The organism is Stieleria tagensis, assembly GCF_024129865.1.
In the GTDB taxonomy this organism is placed as follows: Bacteria; Planctomycetota; Planctomycetia; order Pirellulales; family Pirellulaceae; genus Stieleria; species Stieleria tagensis.
This window is the reverse complement of record NZ_JAMYFE010000054.1, coordinates 23959-31019: the sequence shown is the minus strand read 5'-3', so window position 1 is coordinate 31019 and position 7061 is coordinate 23959. Positions and strand designations below refer to the sequence as shown.

4 protein-coding genes are annotated in these 7061 nt (G+C 57.9%); 3 read left to right on the top strand and 1 reads right to left on the bottom strand.

All coding sequences use genetic code 11. From position 1 onward, the window contains the following. The first annotated feature begins 238 nt into the window (after positions 1-238). Positions 239-1015 (top strand): 3-keto-disaccharide hydrolase, encoded by a 777-nt coding sequence (locus NHH03_RS13830; protein WP_315861452.1) that lies wholly within the window; start codon positions 239-241, stop codon positions 1013-1015. 178 nt (positions 1016-1193) lie between these two features. Continuing rightward, positions 1194-3104: an AAA domain-containing protein gene (locus tag NHH03_RS13825; protein WP_253157040.1), complete on the top strand. Its 1911-nt coding sequence runs from the start codon at positions 1194-1196 to the stop codon at positions 3102-3104. 88 nt (positions 3105-3192) lie between these two features. On the opposite strand, the gene NHH03_RS13820 is transcribed toward NHH03_RS13825, so the two are convergent. Continuing rightward, positions 3193-4533, bottom strand: coding sequence for an ArnT family glycosyltransferase (locus NHH03_RS13820; protein ID WP_253157038.1), 1341 nt, complete (start codon positions 4531-4533; stop codon positions 3193-3195). Positions 4534-4699: 166 nt separating this feature from the next. Between NHH03_RS13820 and NHH03_RS13815 the strand changes: the two genes are divergently transcribed. After that, positions 4700-7012, top strand: a complete 2313-nt coding sequence (locus NHH03_RS13815) for an efflux RND transporter permease subunit (RefSeq protein ID WP_253157035.1) — start codon at positions 4700-4702, stop codon at positions 7010-7012. The last annotated feature ends 49 nt before the right edge of the window (positions 7013-7061 follow it).

Here is a 7061-nt window from a genome sequence, read left to right as displayed (position 1 = left end):
GTCAGCGAGGGATTTAGCCGGTTGACGGGATCCCTCGCTGACGCGTCGGGTTACTAAATCAACAGCCCGTCACGCCTCGGGGTGTCTCTGGACCGGAGACTGGGAGTTCGTTTTTTTAGCCGATGCTGCGCTCAGCGGGCGTCACGGTTTGTGAGTCGCCGAAACAGTGACCATAATACCGGCTTGTCTGAAACTCCCGCGGAACGTTCCTCCCCTGTCATTCACGGACCTACCACACATGCGCCGACTTTCGCTTTTGGCTTCGATTCTCTTGCTCGTCTCGCCCGTCTCGGGTGAAGAATATCTCAATGGCATCACCTGGCAGGCTCCGCCGGTGGTTGATCCCGGCAAGTCAGACGACTCGCCACCCTCGGACGCCGTCGTGCTCTTTGATGGGACCGACATGTCCCACTGGAAGAATGGCGACAATTGGCCGGTGGCCGATGGCGTGGTTTCGTCGGGCAAAGGGCAAGTGGTTTCCAAAGACGAGTTTGGTGATTGCCAAGTCCATATCGAATGGTCGGCGCCGAACCCGCCCAAAGGCGAAGGTCAGGGCCGCGGCAACAGCGGGCTGTTCCTGATGGGGACCTACGAAATCCAAATTTTGGATTCTTACAAAGCCGACACCTATCATGATGGTCAAGCCGGCGCGATCTACAAACAGACACCGCCGATGGCCAACGCCATGCGCGCTCCCGGCCAGTGGAACACCTACGACATTCTCTGGACCGCGCCACGGTTTAACGACGATGGTTCGCTGCAATCGCCAGCCTACATCACTGCGATTCACAATGGTGTCGTGATCCAAAACCACTTTGAACTGCTGGGCGATACCCCGTACAACCGCCCGCCACAGTACAAACAACATTCCTCCAAAGGCCCGATCGCGTTGCAAGATCACGGTAATCCGGTGCGTTTCCGCAACATCTGGGTCCGTGAACTCCAACCTGTGCAAGGCGAGCAGACTCGCAAGCCTTACCTTCGAGACGGCAAGAAGGAAACGCCCATCGACTAGGCGCCAGGATTTATTTAGTGGCCGGGCTCGATGAGCCCGGTCTGGGGGGTCACTTCAGGCCAGCGGGTGAATTCTGTATCATACCGCCGGTTTTTACATCGAGCTTGGCCCCCGCACACTCCCAAGAGTGCGCTTGTGCTGGCTGTTCTCTCTCCAGCACACGACACGCGCGCGAGCCATGGCGACACGGAAGCAACCTTTGGATCGACTAAGTGTCGATGCCTATTTCGACGTGTTGGCCAGTTGGCTGGATCTGGAGAGCGCGGCCGAGCGGGAGCGAATGGCAAGCCGCCGGCAAATGCGAAACACAAGTGACGCCGAGCGGACCGGCGAAACCATTTTAGGGCTGCAACTCCAGGATCATCAGACCGGGCTGGCCGGTCGATTCCTATTTGATTTTGCCAAATTCGGCAACAAGCCGCTGCCGATGAATCGGTTGAAAGTGGGGTCGCCGGTTGTCATTTCCGATGCGGATGACCCCAGCGACAAAGGGATCGCCGGCGTGGTCAGTCGCCGCAAACCCAATGTCATCCAAGTTGCTACCGAGAAATGGCCGGATGCCCGTTTCTTTCGTTTGGATCTTTCGCCGGACGAAACGACACGGCGCCGACAACTCGCTGCGATGGCCACGGCGCGAATGGCGCATGGTCGCTCGCGACAATTGCGTGACATGTTGCTGGACCAGCGTCCGATCCGTCCGGGCGATCCAGAGGACGTCGATTTTTGCTCTAATCTCAATCCGCCACAGCAGGACGCCGTTCGATTTGCCTTGGCTGCGCCTGACATCGCCATTTTGCATGGCCCGCCGGGAACAGGGAAAACCACGACGTTGGCCGAGGTGATTTATCAGGGCGTGCAGCGCGGCGATCGCGTGCTCGCCTGCGCCCCCAGTAACACGGCCGTCGACAATCTGCTGGAACGACTCGTTGGGATGCTCAGCAGCGTGCTGCGAGTCGGGCATCCGGCGCGCGTGTTCGAATCGCTACGTGGACACACATTGGACGAGTTGGTCGAAGCGGATCCGTCGAATGCCGTGATCCGCGACATGCGACGGGAGTTGGAAGAACTGATGCGTGCGGCAGGCCGCGCCAATCGCGGTCGCGACACCAAGAAACGCCGTAGCCTGTTGTATGCGACGGCCGGTGATCTGCGGTCGCAGATCCGATCGCTCGAACGCAGCATCGTGCGTGGGATCATCGATTCGTCGGATGTGATCTGTACGACCACCACGATCGACGAAGACCTGTTGGGGGACGCGACGTTTGATCTGGTTGTGATCGACGAAGCGTGCCAGTGCACCGAGTCAAGTGTGTGGCAAGCGGTGATGCGTGCCGACATGGTGGTGATGGCGGGCGATCATTGTCAGTTGCCACCGACGGTGTTGTCGGATCAGGCCGCCGCCGAAGGGATGCGGGATTCCATGATGCACCGTTTGATCGAGCGTGAGGGGGAATCGATCTATCGTCGATTGACGGTGCAGTACCGCATGAACGAACCGATCATGCAGTTCTCTTCACAGGAATTCTACGATGATTCGTTGATCGCCGATGCCAGCGTCGCGACGCACCGGTTGTGTGACCTGCCGGATGTTCAGCAATCGCCGCTAACCGAAGATGCGTTGTTGTTTGTTGACACCGCCGGGTCGGGCATGCACGAAGAATTGGAGCCCGGTGGCGAAAGCAAGTTGAATTCCGGCGAAGGCAAATTGATCGTCAGGTTTGTGACGGAACTGTTAGAGGCCGGTGTCCAGCGCGATCAAATCGCAATCATCGCGCCCTACGCCGCCCAGGCCCGTTGGTTGCGCAATCAGACGGGATTACGTGACGTCGAAATTGATACGGTCGACGGTTTTCAAGGTCGCGAGAAAGAAGTGGTGCTGATCACCCTGACGCGTAGCAACGATCATGGCGAGATCGGATTTTTAGCGGACACTCGCCGCACCAATGTTGCGCTGACGCGTGCCCGTCGCAAGTTGATCGTCGTCGGTGACAGTTCCACCCTTGGCGGGAACGAATTCTACGCCCGGATGTTGGAATACTTTGAATCTGAAAACGCCTATCGCAGCGTGTTTGAATTCGCTGATGTTTAGTGACCGTCGACTTTCCCGCGATCCTTTTCAATCAGACACTGCTTTGCCGATCGATGCAGGTTCGATTTCACGCAGCGGCTTTTGCTGGTCAGGTTGCAGTTGACCTACGTGGGGCGGTCGCTAGACACAGCACTGCAAGGATTGCCACCGCAGGCATCACGGGCGCACGCATTCGCAGGTTGCTCCAGTAGACCGAATGCACCGCCGTTAGCGTCAACGCCAGCAGCCAGATCGCCCACCACTGTTTGCGAAACACAACACGGCGATGTCGGATCAGGGTGACCAAAACCGCCACGTAGATCAGTAGATAGAAAACGCCGACAGCGTAGACGGCGACGCCGCTTCGTGCGGAAGTCTCGTGCGGTAGCGGACTCCACAACCTGCCGGCACGAACCATCGCCGACCAAACAAACATGCCGGGGTGCCGAAGAATCGTTGCCTTTGCCGATTCATAGCACAGTCGATCGTCATCGTATTCGGTGGTCGCAGCGTCGTAACGAGGCGGATCGGGCCATTCCTGTTGCCAGAATTCTGGCCGCCGCGGATTCCCTTCGTAACGGTGCGAGTACGCTGTCAAAAACGGTTCGGCGTCCCAGACTTGACCAACGTTGCCCGAAGCAAGGTAGTGGTAGAACGATTCATTGTTGGCCAACAACAACGTGTACCCACCATGTGTGGTGGCCCAAATGGGATGTCCCAATTCACGTTGGTTGCGCAGCGTCCATCCCACAACGGCGACGATGACCAATGACGCCATCATCGCAGTTTGTTTCCAGTGGCGGCGAACGGGCGACACAAACAACGATGCAAACACCAGCAGCACCGCCCAGACCAAAAACGTGGGGCGGCATAAATAGGCCAGCGCCAGGAACGCACCCAAACCGGTTGCATTGATCAGCGCTGTAGAGCGACTTTCAGCGATGGTGCCACGCAGCCAAAACCAGATCACCACTGTTGCCAATGCGGTGGCCAGTGTTTCCGTCATCAATTCGGTCGACTGTTTCAGCAGAATCGGATCAATGGCCGTCAACATCGCAGCTGCAAACCCCAGTCGTTCCGCTGTCACGCGCGTTCCACCGAAGCCCTGTTGTTGGATCAGTCGTTCGGTGGTGGAAAACACACAGCCGGCGGTGACGGCGGCCAGCACCAAGTGAAAACCGGCGATGATCGCATGTGACAATCCGTCATCTGTGATCGCAAACGAGAGCAACCAAGGGTACAGCGGAGGCCGAAAGGCCGTCGGCCTGGCGCCACCCTGGGCATCAGTTAATCCAAACACCCCTGAGTGCTGAATGGTTTCGGCGATCGCCAAGTACGCGTCTGGGTCGGCGGAAAATGCCGCCGGGGTCAGCCAGATCGCCAACGAGCGGACCAACACCGTCATACCGATGGCCAGCAAAAGCAATCCGGGAATCGATCGAGTTCGCAATGATTTTCCGTATGGAGTTCGCCGCAGCGAGTTTGCTATCGGCAGGTGTCAGTCAGCCTGGATGCCTCCCAGAATCGCCCGCTTTCACCTGCGGACGGTTTGCCGCTGGCACTATCCTAGCTTGACGACCGGCATCGAGTCCACGTAGCCTGTCGCGATGCAGAAAGTGATCGAATATGCAATCCGAGGACGCTGGGGATGGATGGTGCTCGGCATCGTTCTGCTTGCCGCTGCGTATCCGCTGTCGACTCGACTGGAGACCGAGCAAAGCATTGCATCGTTGTTCGGAGACGATGACCCGACGTTAGTCCAGTACCAGAATCTGAAACACTGGTTCGGCAAAGACGATGTGCTGGTGTTGATGTACCACGATCCGGATTTGGCGACAGACCAAGGGATCGATCGCAGTCGGATTCTGACAGAGAAAATTCGCGAGATCGAGGGAGTCACCGCAACGTTATCGCCGTGGGTCCTGAACGATGCGGCCGAAAGCATTTCCAGTGTGAAGCTGCCATTCGGAATCGGTGGCCAATCGACACCCAACGCCACACCGCGATTGATGCGTCGAAAGGATCCGGTCGGCAAACGACTGAGTGATATTTTTTCGGGCTACACGCACTCGAGTGACTACACCCATGCCGCGGTCGTGACGATGATCGATGACCAGCAAGCTGCGCAAACGGTTGACCGATTGAAGCAGGTCGCAGCATGGTGGGGCGAACAACCGGCGGTTAGCGGGGTGTCATTGGTCGGCGAACCCTTGTTGGTTGACGAAGCGTTCGCATTGGTGCGTCGCGACGGCGCGCGACTGGCGATGACCACCGTGGCGCTACTGTCGCTGGTGTTGATGGTGGTTTTGTTCGATCTGCGTTTGGTGATGTTGTTGGCGGTGGTGATCGGTTGGTCGGTGGTGATGACCAAAGCCACGATGTTTGTGGCAGGGATTTCATTGTCCTTGATCGCGTCGATCTTGACTGCGATTGTCACCGTCGTCTCAGTCACGGCGGTGTTGCATGTCGGAGTGCGCTACCACAGTCGTCGCGGTCGCGGGTTTTGCAAATTGGAATCGATGTCCGAGGTCATGCAGCGAATGGCGGCACCGATCTTTTGGACCTGTGCGACCGATGCGGCCGGATTCGCCGCACTTTGGTTCTCCCAGATTTTGCCGGTGCGTCAATTCGGATTGATGGTTGCGCTTTCGGCGGCAAACGTTTTTTTGGGTTTCTTGTTGTTCGCGCCAGCCTGTCTGATGTTGCCCGGCGAAGGGTTCTCACAGCGCATCGGGCCGTACCGAGATCGGCTGACCAGATCACTGCGCCGATTCTGTGTTCGCTTGGCCAGTGGATTTGTACGACGGCCGGCACTGACCGTTGCCTGTGCGGCGATTGCCATGATCGTGGCGGTTGCGGTGGTGACACGTAGCGAGACGGAAACCAGTTTTTTACGCAACTTTCGTGACGACAGCACGATTGTGATCGACTACGGAAGCGTCGAGCAGAATTTAGGCGGCGCCGGTGTGTGGGACTTGGTGATCGATGTTCCCTCACCCTTGTCCAATTCGTTTTTGAATGACGTCATGCAATTGGAGAAACAGTTGCTGGAGGAATTGGGTGGTCCGGCGGGATTGAGCAAGGCGATCAGTATCGCCGATGCCACGGAGGTATTGGGGCGAACCGGTGCAGGGAAATGGATGCCAGCGCCACTGCGGATCGCAGCCATGCGGACACGGTTGCCCAGCTTTATCGGTGCCTTGATTTCTGAGCCGAGTGCGACGACGCCGGATCGTGTCAAGCTGCGAATCATGTTGCGCAGTGGCGAAGGCTTGTCGGCTGCGACCAAACGGAATCTGATTGCCGGTGTGCAGCGGATCGCAACCGAGCGTGTGGCGGCTTGGGACGCCGCCGCAGCCAACAGTCAAATTTCGGAACCCGTCACGGTGACCGGGTACTACGTGATCATGACGCGGCTGGTGGATCAACTGGTTGCCGATCAATGGCGTTGTTTTGCCGCGTCGGCGATTTTGATTTGGTTGTTGATGTGGTTGGCAACGGGCAGCTTGCGATTGGCCACTGCAGCGCTGGTGCCCAATTTGCTGCCGGCGTTTCTGGTACTCGCAGCGGTTTCCTCGCTCGGCGGACGAATCAACATGGGCGCGGCAATGATTGCCGCGGTTTCGGTCGGGCTATCGATCGATGGATCGGTGCACCTGTTGTCGGCCTACCTGCGGCGTCGAAAACGGGGCCGTGATGTTGTGTCGGCGAGCGTTTCGGCGGCCGGCAGTATTGGGGCGCCGGTGATGTTGGCGACGGTCGCATTGGTCGTCGGTTTCAGCGTGCTTTCGACCAGTGAATTCATTCCCACCGCGACTTTTGGGACGCTTGTCGCCTGGACATTGGTGATCGGAACACTCGTGAATTTAAGCGTCCTGCCGGCATTGATTGTCACACTCGACAGCGACAGGAGCCGGCATCGGCAATAATCTGGTTGACGCGGTCAGCCATCGCGCCCTTAAAAGGACTGCAATGGCA